At 69.9% G+C, this 21,286-nt stretch carries 25 protein-coding genes; 12 read left to right on the top strand and 13 right to left on the bottom strand.

Annotated features, from left to right (window positions below; translation table 11 throughout):
• The first annotated feature begins 65 nt into the window (after positions 1-65).
• Positions 66-428, top strand: a complete 363-nt coding sequence (locus ACIBVN_RS05100; RefSeq protein ID WP_397132830.1) for a response regulator transcription factor — start codon at positions 66-68, stop codon at positions 426-428.
• Here ACIBVN_RS05100 and ACIBVN_RS05095 read toward each other — a convergent pair.
• On the bottom strand, positions 418-1,077 hold the full coding sequence (locus ACIBVN_RS05095; RefSeq protein ID WP_397132828.1) for a response regulator: 660 nt from the start codon (positions 1,075-1,077) through the stop codon (positions 418-420). The two genes, ACIBVN_RS05100 and ACIBVN_RS05095, sit on opposite strands and share 11 nt — an antisense overlap.
• A 226-nt stretch (positions 1,078-1,303) precedes the next feature.
• Between ACIBVN_RS05095 and ACIBVN_RS05090 the strand changes: the two genes are divergently transcribed.
• Positions 1,304-2,272, top strand: coding sequence for an alpha/beta hydrolase (locus ACIBVN_RS05090; RefSeq protein WP_397132826.1), 969 nt, complete (start codon positions 1,304-1,306; stop codon positions 2,270-2,272).
• A gap of 8 nt (positions 2,273-2,280) precedes the next feature.
• Here the strand turns inward: ACIBVN_RS05090 and ACIBVN_RS05085 are convergent, their stop codons facing one another.
• A complete protein-coding gene (locus tag ACIBVN_RS05085; RefSeq protein ID WP_397132824.1) occupies positions 2,281-3,057 on the bottom strand; it encodes a TetR/AcrR family transcriptional regulator in 777 nt (258 codons plus the stop codon).
• Positions 3,058-3,164: 107 nt separating this feature from the next.
• On the opposite strand from ACIBVN_RS05085, the gene ACIBVN_RS05080 reads away from it, so the two are divergent.
• The 3 genes from ACIBVN_RS05080 to ACIBVN_RS05070 all read left to right on the top strand — a co-directional run bounded on the left by ACIBVN_RS05080 (position 3,165) and on the right by ACIBVN_RS05070 (position 5,962).
• Positions 3,165-4,172 (top strand): aldo/keto reductase, encoded by a 1,008-nt coding sequence (locus ACIBVN_RS05080; RefSeq protein WP_397132822.1) that lies wholly within the window; start codon positions 3,165-3,167, stop codon positions 4,170-4,172.
• A 68-nt stretch (positions 4,173-4,240) separates the two neighbouring features.
• Positions 4,241-4,978 carry an SDR family oxidoreductase gene (locus ACIBVN_RS05075; RefSeq protein WP_397132820.1) on the top strand — a complete coding sequence of 246 codons (738 nt, stop codon included), beginning with the start codon at positions 4,241-4,243 and terminating at the stop codon, positions 4,976-4,978.
• A gap of 93 nt (positions 4,979-5,071) precedes the next feature.
• Positions 5,072-5,962, top strand: coding sequence for an SDR family oxidoreductase (locus ACIBVN_RS05070; RefSeq protein ID WP_397132818.1), 891 nt, complete (start codon positions 5,072-5,074; stop codon positions 5,960-5,962).
• A gap of 90 nt (positions 5,963-6,052) precedes the next feature.
• Here ACIBVN_RS05070 and ACIBVN_RS05065 read toward each other — a convergent pair whose 3' ends face one another.
• Both ACIBVN_RS05065 and ACIBVN_RS05060 read right to left on the bottom strand, forming a co-directional pair.
• Positions 6,053-6,724 (bottom strand): hemerythrin domain-containing protein, encoded by a 672-nt coding sequence (locus ACIBVN_RS05065; protein ID WP_397132816.1) that lies wholly within the window; start codon positions 6,722-6,724, stop codon positions 6,053-6,055.
• A 194-nt stretch (positions 6,725-6,918) separates the two neighbouring features.
• Positions 6,919-7,914 (bottom strand): helix-turn-helix domain-containing protein, encoded by a 996-nt coding sequence (locus ACIBVN_RS05060; RefSeq protein ID WP_397132814.1) that lies wholly within the window; start codon positions 7,912-7,914, stop codon positions 6,919-6,921.
• A 125-nt stretch (positions 7,915-8,039) separates the two neighbouring features.
• Here ACIBVN_RS05060 and ACIBVN_RS05055 point away from each other — a divergent pair, with 125 nt between their 5' ends.
• On the top strand, positions 8,040-8,774 hold the full coding sequence (locus ACIBVN_RS05055; RefSeq protein ID WP_397132812.1) for a pyrimidine reductase family protein: 735 nt from the start codon (positions 8,040-8,042) through the stop codon (positions 8,772-8,774).
• Entirely contained in the window at positions 8,758-9,915 is a 1,158-nt protein-coding gene (locus tag ACIBVN_RS05050; RefSeq protein ID WP_397132810.1) for an ATP-dependent DNA ligase, read from the top strand. The genes ACIBVN_RS05055 and ACIBVN_RS05050 overlap by 17 nt, the downstream gene beginning before the upstream one ends.
• Before the next feature lie 52 nt (positions 9,916-9,967).
• On the opposite strand, the gene pgeF is transcribed toward ACIBVN_RS05050, so the two are convergent.
• Positions 9,968-10,675 carry a peptidoglycan editing factor PgeF gene (gene pgeF / locus ACIBVN_RS05045; RefSeq protein WP_397132808.1) on the bottom strand — a complete coding sequence of 236 codons (708 nt, stop codon included), beginning with the start codon at positions 10,673-10,675 and terminating at the stop codon, positions 9,968-9,970.
• Positions 10,676-10,731: 56 nt separating this feature from the next.
• The gene (locus ACIBVN_RS05040) at positions 10,732-11,166 is read right to left on the bottom strand and encodes a MerR family transcriptional regulator (protein ID WP_397132806.1); all 435 of its coding nucleotides are present in this window, start codon (positions 11,164-11,166) and stop codon (positions 10,732-10,734) included.
• Between the two features lie 99 nt (positions 11,167-11,265).
• Between ACIBVN_RS05040 and ACIBVN_RS05035 the strand changes: the two genes are divergently transcribed.
• Positions 11,266-12,093 carry an oxidoreductase gene (locus ACIBVN_RS05035; RefSeq protein WP_397132804.1) on the top strand — a complete coding sequence of 276 codons (828 nt, stop codon included), beginning with the start codon at positions 11,266-11,268 and terminating at the stop codon, positions 12,091-12,093.
• A gap of 28 nt (positions 12,094-12,121) precedes the next feature.
• Here the strand turns inward: ACIBVN_RS05035 and ACIBVN_RS05030 are convergent, their stop codons facing one another.
• Genes ACIBVN_RS05030 through ACIBVN_RS05005 form a run of 6 tightly spaced genes read right to left on the bottom strand, consistent with a single transcriptional unit; the run spans position 12,122 to position 17,396 of the window.
• A complete protein-coding gene (locus ACIBVN_RS05030) occupies positions 12,122-12,892 on the bottom strand; it encodes an enoyl-CoA hydratase/isomerase family protein (protein WP_397132802.1) in 771 nt (256 codons plus the stop codon).
• Positions 12,889-14,376 (bottom strand): tripartite tricarboxylate transporter permease, encoded by a 1,488-nt coding sequence (locus tag ACIBVN_RS05025; protein WP_397132800.1) that lies wholly within the window; start codon positions 14,374-14,376, stop codon positions 12,889-12,891. The genes ACIBVN_RS05030 and ACIBVN_RS05025 overlap by 4 nt, the downstream gene beginning before the upstream one ends.
• Complete coding sequence (locus ACIBVN_RS05020) at positions 14,376-14,849, bottom strand: tripartite tricarboxylate transporter TctB family protein (RefSeq protein WP_397132798.1); 474 nt, start codon at positions 14,847-14,849, stop codon at positions 14,376-14,378. The genes ACIBVN_RS05025 and ACIBVN_RS05020 overlap by 1 nt, the downstream gene beginning before the upstream one ends.
• Complete coding sequence (locus ACIBVN_RS05015) at positions 14,846-15,802, bottom strand: tripartite tricarboxylate transporter substrate binding protein (RefSeq protein WP_397132796.1); 957 nt, start codon at positions 15,800-15,802, stop codon at positions 14,846-14,848. Before ACIBVN_RS05015 ends, ACIBVN_RS05020 begins: the two co-directional genes overlap by 4 nt.
• Positions 15,799-16,185: a thioesterase family protein gene (locus ACIBVN_RS05010; protein WP_397132794.1), complete on the bottom strand. Its 387-nt coding sequence runs from the start codon at positions 16,183-16,185 to the stop codon at positions 15,799-15,801. The genes ACIBVN_RS05015 and ACIBVN_RS05010 overlap by 4 nt, the downstream gene beginning before the upstream one ends.
• Positions 16,182-17,396, bottom strand: coding sequence for a CaiB/BaiF CoA transferase family protein (locus ACIBVN_RS05005; RefSeq protein WP_397132792.1), 1,215 nt, complete (start codon positions 17,394-17,396; stop codon positions 16,182-16,184). The genes ACIBVN_RS05010 and ACIBVN_RS05005 overlap by 4 nt, the downstream gene beginning before the upstream one ends.
• Positions 17,397-17,531: 135 nt before the next feature.
• Here ACIBVN_RS05005 and ACIBVN_RS05000 point away from each other — a divergent pair, with 135 nt between their 5' ends.
• From ACIBVN_RS05000 to ACIBVN_RS04985, 4 genes are read left to right on the top strand one after another with little or no spacing between them, the layout of a single operon-like run.
• A complete protein-coding gene (locus ACIBVN_RS05000) occupies positions 17,532-18,245 on the top strand; it encodes a GntR family transcriptional regulator (protein ID WP_397132790.1) in 714 nt (237 codons plus the stop codon).
• A complete protein-coding gene (locus ACIBVN_RS04995) occupies positions 18,242-18,667 on the top strand; it encodes a MaoC family dehydratase N-terminal domain-containing protein (RefSeq protein WP_397132788.1) in 426 nt (141 codons plus the stop codon). Before ACIBVN_RS05000 ends, ACIBVN_RS04995 begins: the two co-directional genes overlap by 4 nt.
• Complete coding sequence (locus ACIBVN_RS04990) at positions 18,664-19,074, top strand: MaoC/PaaZ C-terminal domain-containing protein (RefSeq protein ID WP_397132786.1); 411 nt, start codon at positions 18,664-18,666, stop codon at positions 19,072-19,074. Before ACIBVN_RS04995 ends, ACIBVN_RS04990 begins: the two co-directional genes overlap by 4 nt.
• A complete protein-coding gene (locus ACIBVN_RS04985; protein WP_397132785.1) occupies positions 19,071-20,003 on the top strand; it encodes a hypothetical protein in 933 nt (310 codons plus the stop codon). The genes ACIBVN_RS04990 and ACIBVN_RS04985 overlap by 4 nt, the downstream gene beginning before the upstream one ends.
• 152 nt (positions 20,004-20,155) lie before the next feature.
• Here the strand turns inward: ACIBVN_RS04985 and ACIBVN_RS04980 are convergent, their stop codons facing one another.
• Complete coding sequence (locus tag ACIBVN_RS04980; protein ID WP_397132783.1) at positions 20,156-21,226, bottom strand: class I SAM-dependent methyltransferase; 1,071 nt, start codon at positions 21,224-21,226, stop codon at positions 20,156-20,158.
• Positions 21,227-21,286 lie beyond the last annotated feature (60 nt).

Here is a 21,286-nt window from a genome sequence, read left to right as displayed (position 1 = left end):
CCTGAGGACGAACTGTGGGGTTGGCCCCATGGCCCGCGGGTCATGCGATCGAGGATGCTGGTCATATGTCAGTCAGCGTTGTGGTCGTCGACGACGACCCCGGCTTCCGTCGCATCGCCAGGACACTGCTGGCCACGCGCGGGCTGCGGGTGGTGGCCGAGTCGCCGGACGGTGCGTCGGCGATCACGGCGGTTCGTGAGCACCGCCCCGACGGCGTGCTGCTCGATCTTCACCTTCCGGACGGGGACGGCCTCTCCGTCGCGCGAGAGCTCACCCGAGAGGGACACCCGCCGAGGATCGTCATGACCTCTACCGACCCTTCGTCGTGGTCGGACGAGGAACTCGCCGCGCTGGGAATCCTGTGTTTCGTGGCCAAGGACCGGCTGTTCGACGCCGACTTGAACGCTCTTTTCTCCCCTACCGCTTGAGGTAGTGCAGCACGGCGAGAACGCGGCGGTGCTGTGAGGATTCGGCCTGCTGCAAGCCCAGCTTGAGGAAGATGCCGGTCACGTGGCGCTCCACCGCGGGGACCGTCACGACGAGCTTTTCCGCGATGCCGGAATTGGAATGCCCCTCAGCCATCAGCGCGAGGACCTCCCTCTCCCGGGGGGTCAACCCGCTCAGCGGGTCCGCCGCGCGCTGGCGGCCGACAAGAGTCGAGATGACGTCCGGGTCGAGTGCCGAGCCGCCGGCGACGACCCGTTGAACCGCGTCCCTGAGGACCTGCGGGCTGGCGACCTTCTCCTTCAGCAGGTAGCCGACTCCACTGGGATCGTCTCCGACCAGATCGAGAGCGAACGAGGCATCCAGGAACTGGGACAGCACGATCACCGGTGTGCCCGGCCGCTCCGCCCGGATCCGCAGCGCCGCCTGAAGCCCGTCGTCGGCGAGGTTCGGCGGCATCCGGATGTCTGTGATCACCACGTCCGGCTTGTGCTCCGCGGCGGCCCTGACCAGCTCCACAGCGTCGGAGACGGACGCCACGACCTCGACGCCGGACCGCTCCAGCATGGCCGTGATGCCCTCACGGACGATGGGCTGGTCTTCTCCGAGCACTGCGCGCAGCGGCTCACTCATGAATGCATCCTAGTCGGCGGCGCCGAGCCGGCCGGATCGTGCGGGGGATGCCGTTTCCCGAGGGCGGACCGTGGGGATTTCCCCACGTACGGCCTGGGGGCGGCCGACACAGGCTTTGAAGGCGGCTCGACAGCCGTCCGGGCGGCCCGTGACCAGACTGGAAGACATCCAGGGCGGCTCCCCGCAGAGCCTCCGTTCAGCCCTCGCCCTTCAGTGGAGAAGCATCATGTCCGAGACGTTCACGCCGGTCACGCCCGTGCTGGAAGCGCCCGCGGCGGCGTTTGCCGAGGCCACGTCGCAGCCGCCGTTCCTCTACCAGATGCCCCCGGCCGAAGGCCGCAAGGCGGTCGACGAGGTCCAGTCAGGAGAGATCACCAAGCCCGCCGTCGACGAGGAGTGGATCACCATACAGGGCGGGCCGACGGGGAGCGTCCGCGCCCGCATCGTCAAGCCCGCCGGGGCCGCCGGCACACTCCCGGTCGTCCTCTACATCCACGGCGCGGGCTGGGTGTTCGGCAACGCCCACACCCACGACCGGCTCGTGCGCGAGCTCGCCGTGGGCGCCGGCGCCGCCGTGGTCTTCCCCGAGTACGACCTGTCGCCGGAGGCGCGCTACCCGGTCGCCATCGAGCAGAACTACACGGTGGCCCGGTGGGTCGTCACCGACGGCGCCGGCAAGGGCCTGGACGCCTCCAGGATGGCCGTGGCAGGCGACTCGGTCGGCGGCAACATGGCGGCCGCGATGACCCTGATGGCCAAGGAGCGCGACGACGTGCCGCTGAAGTTCCAGCTGCTGTTCTACCCGGTCACCGACGCGAACTTCGACACCGGCTCCTACCGCCAGTTCGCCGAGGGATACTTCCTGACCCGCGAAGGCATGAAGTGGTTCTGGGACCAGTACACGACCGACGAGCAGGAGCGCGCCCAGATCACGGCTTCGCCGCTGCGCGCCACCGTCGAAGAACTCGCCGGCCTGCCGCCGGCACTCGTCATCACCGGCGAGGCGGACGTCCTGCGCGACGAGGGTGAGGCGTACGCCAACAAGCTGCGCCAGGCCGGCGTTCCCGTGACCGCCGTCCGCTACCAGGGCATCATCCACGACTTCGTCATGCTGAACGCCCTGCGCGGCACCCATGCCGCGGAGGCGGCCATCCATCAGGCCGTCGCCGCTCTGCGCACGGCACTCGCCGTCTGACCGGAACGCTACTGCCGCTGCATGGGGTCCTGACCGGGCTCGCCTGGCCCGTCCTCGGCGGCGACACGGTCCAGCCACTCTCCGAGCAGGGCGCGTTCCCCTGAGGTCAGGGACCGCACCCCGTCGCGCATCAGGGATTTGAGAGCGACGGCGTGCACGGCCGCATGGTGCGCTCCCGCCTCCTGCGGGCCGCCTCCGTCGCCGGCCGGGGCCAGTACGCAGGCCAGTACGGCTTCGCGGACGTTGTCGGACAGTCCTTCATAGTGTGCAAGCCTGTCGTCGGCCTGGGCGGCGATGAGGGTGAGCGTCACCCCCATGCCGGAGGAGTGGATCATTGCCGCGGCCGCCTCGACGCCCGTCCGCAGCCGACCCGCCTTGGCCACCCGTTCGACGATCCGCAGCAGCACCTGGTGGGCCTCGCCGGTCACCGCAAGCTGCTGGCCGGGCCGCGGTTCGGTGTACAGCAACCGGTACAGCGCGGGATTGGCCAGTCCGAACGCCACATGCATGTCCCAGCCGCGGCGCAGCTGCGCCACCGGATCGCCGTCCTGGTCCTGCGCCTGTTTCTCGGCCAGGTAGGACGCGTACCCTCGCCGGGCCACCTCGTCGAGCAGCCCCTGCATGTCGCCGAAATGCCGGTAGATCGTCTGTGCCTGCACGCCGGCGGCCGCGCTGACAGCGCGCGTGGACACCGCTTCACGCCCGCCCTCGGCGAGCAGGTCCGTCGCCGCCCGCAGGATCCGCTCGCGGGGCTGCGCTGTCGTCGTCGTTTCAGCTCCTGACATACATCGACGATAACACTTGTGCGACATCGATGATGTGTTATCGTTGATGCATCGAAGTGGTTAGCACTGATGTATCAGTTGGCAGCCGACGTCTAAGGAGAACCGCGATGACCATCGCCACCCGGAAGCTGGGCGCAAGCGGCCCCGAGGTGTCCACCATCGGACTGGGGGCCATGGGGATGTCCGACCTGTACGGGCCCGCCGACGACGCCGAAAACATCGCCACCCTGCATGCCGCCCTCGGCGCGGGCCTGAACCTCATCGACACCGCGGACTTCTACGGCTCGGGCGCCAACGAGATGCTCATCGCCCGGGCGCTGAAGGGGCGCAGGCGCGAGGATGTCGTCCTGAGCGTCAAGTTCGGCTCGCGCCGCACCCCCGACGGCGGCTTCCAGCCCGTGCCCTACGACGTGTCCCCTGCAGCGGTCAAGGACCGCCTCGCCTACTCCCTGCGGCGACTGAACACCGACTACATCGACATCTACCGCCCCGCTCGCCTCAATCCCGACGTCCCCGTCGAGGAGACCGTCGGCGCACTAGCGGAGATGCAGCAGGCCGGCTTCATCAGGCACATCGGCCTGTCCGAGGTCGGGGCGGACACCATCCGCCGCGCCGCGGCCGTCGCACCCATCAGCGACGTACAGATCGAGTACTCGCTGCTCTCCCGCGGCCCGGAAGCCTCCGTCATCCCGGCGCTGCGTGAGCTCGGCATCGGCCTGACCGCCTACGGCGTGCTCTCCCGCGGCCTGCTCAGCGGCCACTGGACGGCCGCGCGGCACCTGGGCACGGACGACTTCCGCGCTCACAGCCCCCGCTTCCAGGGCGAGAACCTCCAGGCCAACCTGCGCCTCGTCGAAGCACTGGGACGTGTCGCCGGGCGCCTCGGCGCCACCACCAGCCAGATCGCCATCGCCTGGGTGGCCGCCCAGGGCCAGGACATCGTCCCTCTGGTCGGCGCCCGCCGACGAGAGCCCCTGGCCGAATCCCTCGACGCCGTCGGTCTCGTCCTGGACGCCGACGCCCTGGCCGAGATCGAAGCGGCCGTTCCCGCCGGGTCCGCCGCCGGCGAGCGCTACGCGGCCCCCCTCATGGCCACCCTCGACAGCGAACGCTGACCCTCACCTGACCCTGCCCGGCTCACCCACACGGCTCCAACGAACACCTCACCGAAGGACGGATCACCATGACGGACACCACCACCCGCGTCGCCCTGGTCACCGGCGGCTCCGGCGGCATCGGCCGCGCGGTCGTCGAGCGCCTCGCCAGGGACGGCATCGCCGTCGGCGTGCACTACGCCGGCAACAAGGCCCGTGCCGACGAGACGGTCGCCGCGGTCACCGCGGCCGGCGGCAGGGCGATCGCGGTCGGCGGCGACGTCGCCGACGAGCACGCCATGGCGGAGGCGTTCGACGCCGTGGAGCGGGAGTTCGGCGGCATCGACGTCGTCGTCAACACGGCGGGCATCATGCTGCTGTCGCCGATCGCCACGCTCGACCTGGACGACCTGGACCGGATGCACCGCACCAACATCCGCGGCGCCTTCGTGGTCTCCCAGCAGGCGGCCCGGCGGGTGCGCCGCGGTGGCGCGATCGTCAACTTCTCCACGTCGGTGACCCGCCTGCAGTTCCCGACCTACGGCGCCTACGCGGCCAGCAAGGCCGCCGTCGAGGGCATGACCCTGGTCCTAGCCCGCGAACTGCGCGGCAAGGACATCACCGTCAACGCCGTGGCCCCCGGCCCCACCGCCACTCCCCTGTTCCTCCAGGGCAAGGACCAGGCCGCGATCGACAACCTTGCCAAGGCCGCCCCGCTCGAGCGTCTGGGCACACCGGAGGACATCGCCGAGGCGGTCGCGTTCCTCGCCGGCCCGGCCCGCTGGATCAACGGCCAGGTCCTGTACGCCAACGGCGGCGTGGCCTGAGCGGCCTCCCCTTCTCCACGCCCTTCCTGACACCCGTCGCGTGCCTCCTTCTTCAGCGCAGGCAGCGAACCATCCCAAAGGAGAAGAACTCCCATGAGCAACATCGTTGTGATCACCGGCGCCTCCAGCGGCTTCGGCGCCCTGACCGCCCGTGCCCTCGCCGACACCGGCAACACCGTCTACGCCGGCATGCGGCAGACCACGACCCGGAACGCCCACCAGGTCGAGGCCGCCGCCGACTACAGCGCCCAGCACGGCGTCGACCTGCGCACCATCGAACTCGACGTCAACTCCCAGGAGTCCGTCGACGCCGCGATCAACCAGGTCATCGCCGAACACGGCCGCATCGACGTCCTGATCCACAACGCCGGGCACATGGTCACCGGCCCCGTAGAAGCCTTCACCCCGGAGCAACTGGCCGAGTTGTACAACGTGAACGTGCTCTCCACCCAGCGCGTCAACCGTGCTGCCCTCCCGCACATGCGCGCGGCCGGCGAGGGACTCGTGATTTGGGTGTCCAGCTCCAGTGTCAAGGGCGGAACCCCGCCGTACCTGGCGCCTTACTTCGCCGCCAAGGCCGGCATGGACTCCCTCGCCGTGAGCTATGCCGCCGAGCTCGCCCGGTGGGGTGTGGAGACGTCGATCGTGGTCCCGGGCTCGTTCACCAGCGGCACCAACCACTTCGCCCACTCCGGCCACCCGGCCGACCGCACGATCGAGGCGGAGTACGAGACGAAGTATCCCGGCCTCATGGACCAGGTTGCCCAGAAGCTCGCCGCACTGGCCCCCCGGGACGCGGACGCATCCCTGGTCTCCGACGAGATCGCCCGTATCGTCGCGCTCCCCGCAGGGCAGCGCCCGTACCGCGTGCACATCGACCCGGCCGACGACGGCTCCGAAGAGGTCTCGAACGTTGCCGACCGCATCCGCCGCGAGTTCCTCACCCGCGTCGGCCTCGACGACCTGCTCGCCGCACACCGGTAGTACGGTGGCGAGCCTGTGCCTGCAGGGCCCCGGCAGCCGTGATCGGCCGATCCGGAGCACGCGGGCCGGCTCGCCATCGGAATCCCGACCCTAGACAGCGGCAGGGCCGTAGACCCTTTTGCTGTACGCGGCGTATGCGCGCGGACCCAGGTACGGCAGGATCAGCCGTGGTACGAGCGGTGCGGTCGTGAGCATCAGGGTGACTACCGCCGGCTCGGCGATGTCGGCGAGCATACCGAAGATGACCATCAGGTTCTTCTTGGGAAGGCCGTTGATCGCATGCTCGCCGATCTTGTGCCACTCTTCCGCGCTCAGGTACTGGTTGACGATGGTGAGCACCTTCTCTTCTTCGATGGCCAGGTGCTCGGTGAGCTTCCGCCCCAGCAGTTCGATGCAGTCGGCGAGTCTCTCGGCTGTTGCGGCATCAACGGTGTCACGCCATTGCCTGCGGAGCGACGATGAGTCCGCGAGCAGCCGATCGATCTCTTCGTGCTGCTCTTCAAGCAGTGCGAGCGTCGGACGCAGGTCTGATGACCCGCGTTCGATGAGCTTGGGCCACAGGAGTTCGTCTTCACCCTTGTGGTGCAGGTGAAGGAAGTCGTCTATGAGGTCGGCGTGGTCGCAGACGACAGCCGCCCGGTCCGCGTCGCCGGCGGGCACGGCACGCACCAGATCAGGCATTCGACGGTAAGCGTCACGGAATGCCTGGTGAACTACCAGCATGTCGCGGACATCCGCGCCCTGGGTTGCAAGCGGGGACACTACTCTCCCTGTCTCATGAGGTCGTCATATTGGTTTCCAGAGCGTCGCGCGTCGCCGGCCGAACTGCGCAGCCCGGGGTCGGCCTACCGTGATCTCCGGGTGAGGCGTGAAGCACCCACCCATAATGTCGATCTCGGACGGATTGTTCTGTCCGCAAATTGCGGGATGGTCGCCCAGGATTGCCCTTTACGCCGTCAGGCTCGCCGACCCGCCGCCGGGGCCGCGCCGCCGCGCTCACCCTGGTAGCGGAGGCGGAAGTCCGTCGGCGAGACCCCGAAGCGTCGGCGGAAGGTCGCCGCGAACTGGCCCTGACTACGGTAGCCGCACGCCTGGGAGATCTGAAGGACCGGCTGCGCGGTATCGCGGAGCAGGTCTGCGGCCCGCTCCATGCGAAGGTTCACGAGATACCGGTGTGGCGTGAAGCCGGTCGACTTGGCGAACGAGCGGAGCAGGTGGTACTTGCTGACGTTCGTATGCGCGGCGAGATCATCGAGGCTGACGTCCTCGTGCAGGTGCTCGTGCATGTAGGTGATGATGTGCCGTACCGCGGTCGCGCACAGCGCGGCGGGCCCGACGCCGGGCGCGACCGCCGGTTCCGGCCCGTACAGCAGGTGCGTGGCGAGCATTTGCGCGATCGAGTCGGCATACAGCGCCGGCGCACGCCGCCGCAGCGCCCGCCCGAGCGCCAGGCCGGCCGCCGTGACGAGGGGATCGTCCAGCAGCAGCGCGTCCGGCAACCGCCGGGACCACGGGCCTCTGTCGCCGAGCGCGTCAGAAGTCTCCTCGAGCAGGTCAGCGCTGAGATGCATATGCAGGGACTCCAGCCGCTGCCCCGGCGAGGCTTCCCAGCGCAGCACGCTGACGTTGTCTGGTGCAGTCACGCCGACAGAGCCTGGGTGGTAGTTCGCCTGCTGCCAACGCCGCCCTTTGCGGCTCTCGATGGCGAACGTCCCGCTGACGACCAGCACGACGAGCAGGTCGCATGACTGCGCGGTGGTGAACTGTTCTGTCCGCGTCGGGTCGCGGTAGGTGCGGGCCAGGATCCCATGCCAGCCAAGCTCGGTGCTGCACAGGATCCGCCGGGACGGAAGAGAGCGCTCGGCCAGCAGGCTGCGCGCAAATGCCTGTTCCGGTGTCTGCTGCGGCGGTCGGCCCTGCCGCGGTTCCTGGCCAAGATTCCCCGAAATCATCACTGGAAATATAGCCGTTTGCGCCGCTCTGCCCGGCGATCAGCTATCGCTCTCAGCATCACTTCGTGGGCCGAGGGCCGTGGGCGTGAGACGGGGTTGTCGGTGGGGTGTGCCAAGGTAGAGGGGTGCGGCGCATCTATCCCGACATACAGGACAACCCGGACATAGCTCAGGCGTACGCCTACCCCGAGGACCGGCCGTGGCTGCGGCTCAACATGGTCGCCAGCGCCGACGGGGCGGCGTGGCTGAAGGGCCGATCGGGCGGCCTGTCGAGCAAGGGCGACAAGCGGATCTTCCAGGTTCTGCGCGGCCTGTCCGACGTCGTCCTCGCGGGCGCCGCGACCGTGCGCACGGAGGGGTACGGCCCGGTCAAGCCGCGCGACTCGTGGGCCGAGATCCGCGCGGGCAGGCCCGAGGTGCCGCCCATCGCGCTCATCACCCGCAGCCTGGACTTCGACCTCGACCATGAGCTGTTCACCGAAGCCCGCAGCAGGACGATCGTGATCTCCTGCGAGGCCGCCCCGCACGAGCGGCGCAAGGAGGCGGCCAAACGCTCCGACCTGATCGTGGCCGGAGACGAGGGCGTCGACATGCGGCGGGCCGTGGCCGAGCTGCACGAGCGCGGCCTGACCAGGATCCTGTGCGAGGGCGGCCCCAGGATCAACGCCCAGCTCTCGGCGGACGACCTGGTCGACGAGCTGTGCCTGTCGATCAGCCCGATGCTGGTCGGGGGCGGCGCGGCGCGCATAGTCAACGGCGAGCCCGCGCAGGTCGCACTGGGCCTCAGCCAGGTGCTGGAAGAGGAGGGGGTCCTCTTCTGCAAATACACGAGGGAGCATAGCCATGAGCGAGCCGACTGACCGGATTGAGCCCATCGAGGAGCAAGAGCCGGAGCCGGTGCCCAACCTGCCGGTGCGCCCGCCCGTGCCGCCCATGCTGGCCAAGCCGGTCAAGGCCATGCCCAAGCAGAACGGCACGCTGTTCTACGAGCCGAAGTGGGACGGCTTCCGCTGCATCGTGTTCCGCGACGGCGACGAGGTCTACCTGGGCAGCCGTAACGAGCGGCCGTTCACGCGCTACTTCCCCGAGCTGGTCGAGGCGGTCAGGGCCGAGCTGCCGGACAAGTGCGTGGTGGACGGCGAGATCGTGCTGCCCAGGGGGTCGCAGCTCGACTTCGACGCGCTGCAGCAGCGCATCCATCCGGCCGCCTCGCGGGTGAAGTTGTTGTCGGAGCAGACTCCCGCCCAGTTCATCGCGTTCGACCTGCTGGCGCTGGGCGATGAGTCGCTGATGGAGGCGCCGTTCTCGGAGCGCCGCGCGCGCCTTGAAGGGATATTTCCGGAAAAGGGCGAGTCCATCCGGCTGACCCCGGTCACAACCAGCGACGCGCAGGCCGCCGAGTGGTTCGAGACGTTCGAGGGCGCGGGGCTCGACGGCATCATCGTCAAGCCGGGCGACCAGCCGTACATCCCCGACAAGCGCACCATGTTCAAGGTCAAGCACGAGCGCACCGCCGACGTGGTGGTCTGCGGCTACCGCGAGCACAAGTCGGGCCCCATCGTGGGGTCGTTGCTGCTCGGCCTCTACAGCGACGACGGCAGGCTGCACCATGTGGGGGTGGCCGCCTCGTTCCCGATGGCGCGCAGGGCCGAGCTGGTGGAGGAGATCAGGCCGTACATCGCGGAGCTGAGCGAGCACCCCTGGGGCCACTGGGCGGAGCAGGCGGTGGCCAACCTCGGCCAGCCCGCCACCGGGCCCTCGAGGGGCGGGCAGCGGGTGCCGGGCGCGGTGTCGCGGTGGAACGCCAAGAAGGACCTGTCGTTCATCCCGCTCAGGCCGGAGCTGGTGATCGAGGTGGCCTACGACCAGATGGAGGGCGACCGGTTCCGGCACACCGCCCAGTGGCGGCGGTGGCGGCCCGACCGCACCCCTGAGTCATGCACGTACGAGCAGCTCGAACGGCCCGTCAGCTACGACCTCGACGACATCCTCGCTCGCTAGCCGACATTCCCGAATCGCCATCGGGCTCGTCGGAACGTGGACATCTCCAGGTTCAGGCGAGCCAGATGAGTCCGGCGAAGCGGCCGCCCGGCTGCTCTCTGCGGTGCGAGTAGAGCTCCTCCGACTCGATCGTGCAGCGGGCGTCATGGCGTACGTCCCGCAGGCCCGCCGCACGGAGCTGGGCCTCGATCCCGGCCCGCAGGTCGAGCGCGGGTGTCTCCCACGACGTCGTGGACCACGTCTCGGGCACGCGGGAGGCCACCCGCTCGCGCAGCTCGGCGGGCACCTCGTAGCAGCGGCCGCACGCGCCGGGCCCGACCAGCGCAACCATCCGCCCCGGCTCCGCGCCCTTGGCCGCCATGGCCGCGACCAGCGCGCTCGCGATGCCCGCCTCGGTGCCCGGGCGGCCGGAGTGCGCCGCGCCCACCATGCGTGCCACCGGATCGGCCACCAGCACCGCCGGGCAGTCGGCCCCGAGCGAGGCCAGCGCCAGCCGCGGCTCGGTGGTGAACACCCCGTCGAGCGGCGGCGGATCGTCCCCGAACGGCTCGCTCACGTAGGCGACGTCGGCGCCGTGGATCTGGCGCATGAACACGACGGCACGCACGCCCAGCTCGGCCGCCACCCCCGCCCGGTTGGCCCGCACGGCTTCCGGGTCGTCGCCGACCATCCCACCGAGGTTGCGCGACCCGTACGGCGGCGCGCTGACCCCTCCGTGGCGATCGGTGATGGCGACATGCACTCCAGGGGCCAGCTGCATGGCTCGATCCTAGTCGCAGCGCCTGCTGGCAGATCTCAGCGGCCGCGCAAGGCGCATCACGGCACGGCTCGGTGACGGTCCGCTTCGGCGTCGGGACGGGATGGGTTCCAGAGCTCGTCGGCCTGGCCGCGGGCGACATACTCCGCGTAGACGTCGGCCTTGTACCTGATCACGTCCAGGCATTCCTGAAGCTCGCGAATTTGCGCCTCGACCTGCTGCTCATGCTCGCGCAGCAACGCCAGGCGCTCGTGCTCGTTGCCGGCCCCCTGCCGGGTCAGCTCGACGTATCGCCGGATCGCCGCCAGCGACATCCCGGAGGAGCGCAGCTTGGTGCAGCTCGCCAGCCAGTCGAGGTCCTCCTCGTGGTAGATCCGCCGCCCGTTCGCCGTGCGGCGTACGGGGTTGGCGAACAATCCCTCCTTCTCGTAGAAGCGCAGCGCGTGGACACTCAGCCCACTGCGCCTCGACACCTCGCCGATGCTCAAATCCACGAGCGACTCCCGTCACATCGCCGCCGACGCCGCTTGATCTAGAGCCGACTCTAGCTTGTAGCGTCGCGATCCAGCCGATCGAACGAATGGGGAATGACCATGGCTGTTTGGTTCGTCACCGGAGCGTCGCGGGGTCTCGGGGCGGAAATCGTGCGCGAAGCACTGTCCCGGGGGCACAGTGTCATTGCCACGGCTCGGGACTCGGCGGCGGTGCTCACGAAATATCCGGACAAGCCTGCCGGGCTGCTGGCCGTGACCGCGGATGTCACTTCCGAGGAGCAACTGCAGGCCGCGGTCGATGCGGGACTGGCCGAGTTCGGCCGGATCGACGTCGTGGTGAACAACGCCGGGTACGGGCTGGTGGGCGCGGTCGAGGAGGTGTCCGACAAAGCGGCACGCGACCTGTTCGACGTCAACGTCTTCGGCGTGCTGAACACGTTGCGCGCCACGCTGCCCACGCTGCGTGCCCAGCGATCCGGGTACGTCCTCAACATCGGTTCGGTGGCCGGGTTCGCGACGGCCCCGGGCACGGGCCTGTACGGCGCGACGAAGTTCGCCCTCGAGGGCATCTCCGAAGCGCTGCACGGCGAGCTGGCACCGCTCGGTGTGCGGGTCGTCATCGTCGAGCCGGGCGGCTTCCGCACGGACTTCCTCAACGGCGCGAGCCTTCAGGTCCAGCCCGCAGCCATTTCTGACTATGACGCCGGCGCGGGCCCGATCCGCGCGGCCCTGGCCGCCAACGACGGCCGTCAACCAGGCGATCCGGCGAAGGCCGCCACCGCGATCGTGGACGTCGTGGAGGCCGGCGAGCCTCCGCTGCGCCTGCAGCTCGGCGCGGACGCGGTCGAACGGGTGGCGGCCAAGCTCGATCTCGTCCGCCGGGAGCTGGACCAATGGCGGCCCATCGCCCTCTCGACCGGCTTCTGAGCGCCCTTTCACCGGGCCGGTCGCGAGGTCAGCGGCCCTGCCAGGTGACCTTCTCCTTGGCGAGGAAGGCGGGGACGGCGGCGTGGAAGTCGGCGCTGCCGAAGACCGCGGCCACGATGTCGTCCCCGTCCGGCAGGCCGGCCACGCGCAGCCTCCTGACCGCCTCCTTCGCCGCCCACATCGACAGCGGCGCGTGCGACAGCAGCCGCTCCTCCACCTCAGCTTGCCGCGCGGGCAGGTCGTCGAGCGGGCACAGCTCGGCCACGAACCCGGCGGCGTGCGCCTCCTCGGCCGTGTACATACGGGCCCGCAGCAGCATGTCCAGGGTGCGGGCCGGGCCGAGGTGGTGCACGAGCAGCGAGTACGTGTTCATCGACAGGCAGTTGCCCAGCGTCCTGGCGATGGGCGCCCCGAACCGGGCACCCGGTACGGCCAGCCGCAGGTCGCAGGCGGCGGCCACGACCAGGCCCCCGCCCACGCAGTACCCCTGGACGACGGCCACGGTGGGCACCTTGACGCGTTCGAGCCGGTCGATGATGCGCTGGACCTTGCGCTCGTAGGCGATGCCGTCGTCGCCGTCGGTGAAGGCGGCGAACTGCGAAATGTCGGTCCCGGCCACGAACGCCCGCCCGCCGGCCCCCGACAGCACGAGGAGCTTGATGGCGGGGTCGGCGTCGGCGCGCTCGCAGGCGTCGTACAGGCCGTCCCACATCGCCCAGGTCAGCGCGTTGTGCTGGTCCGGCCGGTTGAACGTCACCCGCAGCACGGGCCCGTCGGCGGTGACGAGAAGCTCGCTCACACCGTCTCCTTCACTCTCCACGGAACGATCTTCAGCAGCGACGGCCCGGCCAGCAGCAGGGCGGCCAGCACGAGCACCACCAGCGCGATCGGCCGGGTGAGGACGATCGTCAGGTCGCCGTCCCCCATCGCGGACGTCTGCACGAGCGCCTTCTCGAACAGCGGCCCGATCACCAACCCGAGCACGAGTGGCGCCATCGGCAGATCAAACTTTTTCATGAAATATCCGGCCAAACCGGAGGCGAACACGATCCACACGCTGAACATGTTGTTGTCGATCGAATAGGCCCCGACGAAGCTGGTGACCAGGATCAGCGGATACATGTACCCGTACGGGATCCGCAACATCTGCGCGAACAGCGGCGCCAGGGGCAGGTTCAGCACCAGCAGCAGCACGTTCCCGATGAAGAACGAGGCCAGCAGCCCCCACACCAGCTCCGGCTGCTCATCGAAGAGCAGCGGCCCCGGCTGGATCCCGTACATCATGAAGGCCCCGAGCAGCACGGCGGTGGTCGCGCCGCCCGGGATGCCCAGCGCGAGGGTGGGCACGAAGTTCGCGTTCGCGGCGGCGTTGTTGGCGCTCTCCGGCGCCGCGACACCCTCGATCGCGCCCTGCCCGAACTCGTCCTTGTTCCGTGAGACCCGCTTCTCCACCCCGTACGCGAGGAAGGACGCCAGCGTGGACCCGGCGCCGGGCAGGCAGCCGAGCAGGTAGCCGATCAGGCTGCCCCGGGCGATGGCCCCCTTGGAGCGGGACAGCTCCTCCCGGGTGATCATCAGGTCCCTGAAGCGGGCCCTGATGGGCTCGGCCGCGCCCTGCCTGATCTGGTAGAGCACCTCCCCCACCGCGAACAGCCCGATCATCACCTGGACGAACGGCAGCCCCGACAGCAGATCCACGTCCCCGAACGTGTAACGCGGCAGCCCGGTGGCCGCGTCCACGCCGACGGTCGCGAGCAGGATGCCCAGCACGGCCATGGCCAGGCCGCGCAGCCGCGCTCCGCCGGAGAAGCTCACGATGGTGGTGAGTCCGAGGATCATGACTGCCAGGTTCTCCGGCGGCCCGAAGTCGAGCGCCAGCTTGGCGAACGGCGGCGCCATCGCCACCAGCAGCACCAGCGAGACGATGGCCGCCACGAACGACCCGATGGCCGCGATCGACAGCGCCGCGCCGGCCCGGCCCTTGCGGGCCATCTGGTAGCCGTCGATCGCGGTCACCACGCTGGCCGCCTCGCCGGGCGTGGAGATCAGCACGGAGGTGATCGTGCCGCCGTACTGGGCGCCGTAGTAGATCCCGGCGAGCATGATGAGCGCGGTCAGCGGCTCGAACGACAGCGTCAGCGGCAGCAGCACGGCCACGCCGGTCGTGCTGCCCAGCCCGGGCAGCAGGCCGATGACGGTTCCGGCGAGCACGCCGACGAAGCACCAGAGCAGGTTCGCGGGCGTGAGGGCCGCGCCGAAGCCCATGACCAGGTTGTCCAGCATCAGCCGTCACCTCCGACGCCCAGCAGCCCACCGGGCAGCGGCACGCCCAGGAACAGCACGAACACCGCGTAGATCACCAGCGTGGCGGCGACGGCCACGCCGGCGGCCGACACCACCCGCTGCTTCTCCACGAACGCCGACACGGCGAACACCAGCAGCCCGAACGCCACCAGGAACCCGGTCAGCGGCACCAGCAGCAGCGCGACCAGCAGCATGGCGAACACGGTCCACAACGTCCTGACGCGCTGGGGGTCGCCCTCTGCCGAGGCGGGCGCGGCACCGCGTACGGACCGCAGGAGGCAGGCGGCCGAGAGCACGGCCAGTGCCACGCCGCTCACCAGCGGCAGGAACCCGGGCCCCACCTGCCCGCCGTCCTTGATGATGCCGTAGCCGAACGAGGCGGCGGCCATCGCCACCGACAGGCAGACGAGCACCGCCCAGACGACCGACTCGCCGCGGAGCAGCTGCCTCATGACGGCTTCTTCAGCACCGGCGCGAGCGCCGTGTCGAGCTGTTCGAGGTATTTGCCGAAGTCGTCGCCGTACAGCTCGGCCTGCTGCAGGTAGTTGTCCTTGAGCCACTTCTGGAACTCGGCGGTCCTGGTCACGCCCTTGGCCGCCTGCTCCCAGTACGCCTTCTCGCGCTCGTCCAGCCCGCCGGGCCCGATGAATCCCCTGAACTGGACATACGAGACGTCGATGCCCTGTTCCTTGGCCGTGCCCAGGGAGGCGAACTCCGGGTAGGTGTAGCGCTTGTCGGTGGTGACGCAGAGACCTCTGAGGTCACCGGACTTGAGCTGGCCGATCACCTCGCCGGGGTTCAGCAGGGCGACCTGGATCTGGCCGCCGAGCACCGCGGGCACCAGCTCGCCGCCCGACTCGAACGGCACCCGCTGGAACTTCACGCCGGTCTTCTGCTCGATCATCGTGAAGATCACGTTGTCCACCCCGTACGCGCCCGACATGCCCACGCTGACCCGGCCGGCCTTGGCCGCGTCGACCACGTCCGTGCAGGTCTTGAACGGCGCGTCCTTCTTGACCACGAGGATGCCGCCGTCCTCGGCCAGCTTGGCGACGGGCGTGAAGTCCTTGCGGCTGAACGACACTTGCCCGCTGATCGGCAGGGACAGGATGGCGTTCTCGGTGGCGAGCAGGTAGTTGCCGTTGCCCTTCTTGCCGAGCAGGGCGGAGTAGCCGACCGCGCCGGAGCCGCCCTCGCGGTTCTCCACGGTGACCTTCAGCCCGGGCTGGGCCTTCTCCAGCGCGGCGGCGATGGCGCGACCCGCCAGGTCGCTGCCGCCGCCCGCGGAGAACGGCACGATCATGCGTACGTCGCCGCGCGGCTTCCAGGCGCCGCCCCCGGCGTCCGCGGTGCCGCCGCACGCGCTCGCCAGGAGCAGGGCGAGCGCCGCGATGGCCGCCCTCATGACTCCAGCTCCTTGAGCTTGGCGGCGAACTTGTCCAGGTTGATGATGAAGCGTTCGTGAGTACCCTCGCCGACCTTCCCGTTGGCGTCCTCGGCGACCACGGCGAACGTGACGCGCCGCCGGTCCACCTCGGTCACCGTGGCGGTCGCGGTCACTTTCCCGCCCTTGAGCGTGGGCGCCACGTGCGCGATCTCGACCTTGCTGCCGACGCTGCCCTCGCCGTCGGCCAGGTAGGGGGTCAGCGCCTCGATCGCGGCGTCCTCGATCAGGTGGACCAGGTTGGGGGTGGAGAAGATGTCGTGGTCGCCGCGGCGGGTACAGTGCCGCTCCGCCACGACCCAGGTGAGGCCGGCGCTCACACCGGGGGCCAGCTGGTCGCTCATGAACTCTCCAAGGGGGTGGGGGATTGGGCCGCCGCGCCTTCGGCGAGCAGCCGGTCGATCTCCTGCTCGGTCAGGCCGCACTCGCGCAGCACCTCGACGGTGTCCGCGCCGAGCAGCGGCCCGGCAGGCCCGCGTGTCGTCGGCGTCGCCGAGAAGCGCATGGCCGAGCCGAGCTGGCGTACGGGGCCGATCTCGGGATGCTCGGCATCCCAGTAGAACCCGCGCTGGTTGAGGTGCTCGTCGTTGAACACCTGGGCGTAGTCGGAAATGGGGGCGCACGGCACGCCGTGCTCGTCGAGCGCGGCCACGACCTCGGCCGTGGTGCGCAGGGTGGTGGCCGCCTCGATGGCCGGGATCAGCTCGTGGCGCAGGCCGTGCCGGTCGTGCGCGTCCGCGTACCGCTCGTCCTCGAGCAGGGCGGTCAGGCCGAGCGCGACGCAGAAGCCGTGCCAGGTCTTGGGGGTGACGGCGCCGACCGTGCACCAGCCGTCGGAGGTGCGGATCGCCTGGTACGGCGCCGTGCTCTGGTGTGCGGAGCCCAGTGGCCTGCCGACCTCGCCGGTCGCGAAATACTTGCCGGCCTCCCAGATCGCGAACGACACGGCCGACTCCAGCAGCGACACGTCCACGTGCTGGCCCTGACCGGTCAGCGCGCGGGCGTGCAGCGCGGAGACCGCTCCAAGCGCGCCGTAGAGCCCGCACACCAGGTCGGCGATGGGCACGCCGACCTTGACCGGGTCGCCGTCCGGCATGCCGGTGACGCTCATCAGGCCGCCTCGGGCCTGGGCCATGATGTCGAGTCCTGGCTTGTCCGCGAGCGGGCCGTCCTGGCCCCAGCCGGAGGCCGAGACGTACACGAGCCTGGGGTTGAGCTCGTGGAGGTCGTCGAAGCCGAGGCCGAGGCGGCGCATCGCGCCGGGGCGGAGGTTCTCCACCAGCACATCGGCGCCCGCGACGAGACGGCGGAAGGCCGCCACGCCCGCCTCCGACTTCAGGTCCAGCGCGATCGAGCGTTTGTTCCTGTTGAGCCTGGCGAACGGGGAGCTGTGCCCGGCCGTGAACGGGCCGATGGCGCGGACCCCGTCGCCTCCGTTGGGGTTCTCGACCTTGACGACGGCGGCGCCCAGGTCTGCGAGCTGCATGGTCGCGAAGGGCGCAGCCATGAACGCGCCGACCTCGACGACCCGGATGCCGGACAGTGGAGTGGTCATATGTTTCGAAAACCTCACTTCAGGCCGAGTTGGTCTATTGTCTACAGAAGACAAGTGAGCTAGACAAGGGTTCTGCCGGAAGTTCTTCGGCACTATGGCGGCAGACAAAGATCGCCTACGACAAGAGAGACCACGATGCGCATCGAGGCACCCCCCAGCATGGTTCAGCTCGCCACCGAGGCGCTGATGCGCATGCTGCTCAGCGGCAAGCTGCAGCCGGGCGACCGGGTCGTGGAGAACCAGCTCACCCAGGAGCTGGGCGTCAGCAGGCCGCCGCTGCGCGAGGCCATGCGGGTGCTGGAGCAGCAGGGGCTGATCACGCAGCAGCCGCGGCGGGGCGCGTTCGTCACGCAGCTCACGCTGCACGACATCTACGAGATCCTCACGTTGCGCCGCGAGCTGGAGCGGATGGCCGTGGACCTGGGCGTTCCGGTACGCGAGCCCGCCCGGCTCCAGCGCTGCCACGCCGCGCTCGACCGCCACGAGGCCGCCGCGCGATCCGGCGACTGGCTGGGAGTGCTCGAGCAGGCCGTCGAGTTCCACAGCTCGGTGATCGGGCTGTCGGGTCACCGGCGGCTGGAGGAGGCGTACCGGTCGATCCAGCTCCAGATGCTGCTCTGCATGGGCATGAACCGGCAGGCCAGGGCGTCCGGCGAATCGCTCGTCGACGACTGGGACCGGCACCGGCGGCTGCTGGAGGTGATCGAGGCGGGCTCGCCCGAGGCCGTGCACCGGGAGCTGGCGGGGCATGGGGACATGGCGTTCCTCGACGGCATCGAGGAGCGGGTCGGCGGCCACACCCCCGAGTCGCTGGCCTGGCTGAAGCGGGTCAGGGAAGGAGACACATGATCGAGGCGCTCCAGGAGGCGGTGGGCTGGACGGGTCCGCTGCGCGAGGACGTCGTCGAGCGGCGGCACCTTGTGTTCTTCCTGCATGCCATCGGAGCCACCGGGGACTTCGGGGCTTCCGGGGACCTCGGGGCTTCCGGGTACGAGGTCCCGCCCACGTTCACGGCGTGCTTCCTCGACGAGCCGCCGTCGCTGCCCGCCGCCGCGTCGTACGGGTCCGGGTGGCTGAACGGAGGCGACCGGTTCGAGTACCACGCGCCGCTGCGGGTCGGCGACGTGATCGTGTCGCGACCGCGGTTCACCGGGGTCGTCGAGAAGAGCGGGTCGGCGGGCTCGTTCGCGCTGCTGACGTTCGAGACGGAGTTCCGCCGGCCCGGCGGCGAGCTGGTGGTCAGGCACATCGGGAGCAGGATCAGGAAATGACCGACATTCCCCCGCTGACGGAGACGACCACGTTGCGGAGGCTCGTCGAGTACGCCGGAGCCTCGGGCGACTTCTACGGGATGCACTACGACCTCGACTTCGCCCGTTCACTCGGCCATTCCGAGCTGGCCGTGCACGGGCTGCTCAAGGCCGCCTACCTGGGCAGACTCGTCACGGAGTGGCTGGACGGGCGGGGCCGGCTGGCCGCGCTGGAGGTCAGCTATCGCGGCATGGACTTCCGCGACCGCGCCCACACGTGCCGGGGCCGGGTGACAGCCACGGATGGAAACCGGGCAGAGCTGGAGCTGTGGGGCGAGGACGATACGGGCCGCCGCACTACGCTCGGGCGTGCCGAAGTGATTTATGACGTGATTTTTGACGTGATTGATGACGAGGAGTCTCGATGACGAACCTTGCCGACCTGCACGATCTGATGGCCCGGCTCGGGCATCCGGTGGTCGAGACCGCCTCCACCGCGCAGTCGCGGTTCGCGGACGGGGCGCCGTACCGGTTCGAGATCCCCAGCGTCGAGGGCCCCGCGGTGCTGGAAGCGGTGGTGGCCGAATCCGACCGGCTCGGCGTGCCGATCGCCAGGACGTCACAGGGCAGCGGCGTGATGATGCTGACGGACGCCGAGATCTCCGACATGGCGAGCATCGGGGCCGAGCGGGGCATCGAGATCAACCTGTTCCTCGGGCCGCGGGCCGCCTGGGACACCGGCGGCCAGGCCAAGCTGACGCAGGCCGTCGGCGCCGCGGCGCGGGGGAACGCGATGGTGGCGGCCTGCGTGGCGGACGCGCTGCGGGCCTGCTCGCTGGGCATCCGCAGCCTCCTCGTGGGCGACCTCGGCACGCTGGAGGTGCTGCGCGCGCTGAAGGCGGACGGCACGCTGCCCGCCAACCTGGTCCTGAAGACGTCCGTGCTGATGCCGCTCACCAACGGGCCGACCGCGGCGATCCTGGAGCGCCTGGGCGCGACCACCGTGAACGTGGGCACCGACCTGACCGTGCCGCACCTGGCCGAGATCCGGGCCGCGACCCGGCTGCCGATCGACCTCTACCTGGAGGTGCCCGACGACCAGGGCGGATTCGTGCGGTTCTACGAGGCGGTGGAGATCGTACGGGCCGCCGCGCCCGTCTACCTGAAGATGGGGCTGCGGAACGCGCCCAACATCTACCCCTCAGGGTCGCACCTCGGGGCGGTGCCGCGGGAGCTGGGACGTGAGCGGGTGCGGCGGGCGGCGCTGGTGCAGCGGCTGATCGAGCAGCTCGACCCCGCGCTCGGCAAGCAGGCCGGCGCCGGACCCGCGCCGGACCTGGGCGTCCCGGAGATCTAGACGCCCAGCCCGGCCCTCCACCCGCCGCACTTGGGGCGCCCGGCCCTCCTCACCCTTCCCCGAAGGGACCTCCACCGAAGTGCGGCGGAGGAGACGCGTGCGGGCGGGCAACCGTCACGTGTGCCGGCGGCGGATCGTGAGTGGTCACCGGCTCACGCGCGCAGGCGGTGCACGGTCAGCGGGCCGCCGCCCCAGCGGCCGATGGCCTCCTCGTCGGCGAAGGCCAGGACCCGCATCATGTTCCCGCCGTCGCTGAGCTCCACGTTGCGGCGCAACCTGCGCACCAACGGGCGGGGCAGGCGGGTCGTGCCGGCCTCGACCGTGTCCCCGTAATGGGGGGCGAAGGCGACGCCCGCGAAGCCGGTACGGCCCAGCAGCGTGCGGATGGTCTGCGACGAGTAGAACATCAGGTGGTTCTTGGTGAAGCCGCTCCACGCCCGCCCGTACGCCTTGAGCAGCAGCGACCGCGCGTTCACGGTCAGGATGAGCAGCACCCCGCCGGGCGCCAGCAGCCGCCTGAACCTCGCGAAGTCGTCCAGCGGCCTGGGCAGGTGCGCCAGCACCGACCAGAGCGTGATCACGTCGAACCCGCCGGCGGCGATCTCCGGCACGTCCTCGGGCGCGCCGAAGTACGTACGCGCGGTGCTCAGCCGCTCGTTGGCCTGGACGACGGACTCGGGCGACAGGTCCACCCCGCAGGCGTCGAACCCGCGCCGCTCCGCCAGCTCGAGGAACAGCCCGACCCCGGAGCCGAAGTCGAACAGCCGCCGCTCCTTGCCCTCGTCGAACACCGGCGAGAACGCCTGCATGGTCAGCTCGTAACGGCGTTGCCGGTTTGCGGCGTAGTTGCCGGTCAGGAAGGTGCTGTAGCCGTTGGCGTACAGGTCGCCGAGGCGCTCTGGACGGATGTTGGGGTTGCGGTAGAGAAAGCCGCATCCCGGACAGCGGACGACGTGGTAGCGCCATCCGTTGCCCCCGGGCGAGAAGAGCGGCTGCTGGCGGGACTCCCCGCACATCATGCAGCTCAGGAACTCCTCTATCTCCTTCAGCGTCCTGAGCTGCCGGTAGTCCGCCAGCTCCATGACCGGAGCCCGCCTGGTCAGCAACCGCCACTGAGCCTCGCGGATCAGCCGCTCCCCTGGACGGACGTAGACGCGCTGACCCCAGGGAACGCGGTCATATCGGGAGCCATAGGCCAACCGGCCCAACAGTCGAGGTGCCATGCGAAGCGTCTTGCCCGCCCGACTTGATAGCCATGCGTAGGTGTTCGCGTACTTTACGTG

The organism is Nonomuraea sp. NPDC049400, from assembly GCF_044466425.1.
In the GTDB taxonomy this organism is placed as follows: Bacteria; Actinomycetota; Actinomycetes; order Streptosporangiales; family Streptosporangiaceae; genus Nonomuraea.
This window is presented reverse-complemented; position numbering and strand designations above follow the sequence as displayed.